Annotated in this window: 1 rRNA gene; it reads right to left on the minus strand. The window is 56.6% G+C overall.

Features of this window, described 5'->3' with window-relative positions:
* Positions 1-807: ribosomal RNA gene (locus ABD811_RS43735) — 23S ribosomal RNA — on the minus strand; the annotation flags it as partial.

An 807-nucleotide genomic window follows, 5' to 3' on the forward strand; every position in this document is an offset into this window, starting at 1 on the left:
GACCAGTGAGCTATTACGCACTCTTTCAAGGATGGCTGCTTCTAAGCCAACCTCCTGGTTGTCACGGCAACTCCACATCCTTTCCCACTTAGCACACGCTTAGGGGCCTTAGCCGATGATCTGGGCTGTTTCCCTCTCGACTACGAAGCTTATCCCCCGCAGTCTCACTGCCACGCTCTCACTTACCGGCATTCGGAGTTTGGCTGACGTCAGTAACCTTGTCGGGCCCATCGGCCATCCAGTAGCTCTACCTCCGGCAAGAAACACGCAACGCTGCACCTAAATGCATTTCGGGGAGAACCAGCTATCACGGAGTTTGATTGGCCTTTCACCCCTAACCACAGGTCATCCCCCAGGTTTTCAACCCTGGTGGGTTCGGGCCTCCACACCGTCTTACCGGCGCTTCACCCTGCCCATGGCTAGATCACCCCGCTTCGGGTCTACAGCATGCGACTCAAACGCCCTATTCAGACTCGCTTTCGCTACGGCTACCCGCCACCGGTTAACCTCGCCACACACCATAACTCGCAGGCTCATTCTTCAAAAGGCACGCCATCACGGACAACACCCCACAAGGAGACGTTGAAGACGCTCTGACGGCTTGTAGGCACACGGTTTCAGGTACTCTTTCACGACCCCTCACCGGGGCACTTTTCACCTTTCCCTCACGGTACTGGTCCGCTATCGGTCACCAGGAAGTATTCAGCCTTACCACGTGGTCGTGGCAGATTCACACGGAATTCCACGGGCTCCGTGCTACTCGGGAACACACCCAAGAGGCCCCGCAATTTCGTCTACCGGACTCTC

The sequence above is a fragment of the Actinomadura miaoliensis genome, from assembly GCF_039536785.1.
Classification (GTDB): domain Bacteria; phylum Actinomycetota; class Actinomycetes; order Streptosporangiales; family Streptosporangiaceae; genus Spirillospora; species Spirillospora miaoliensis.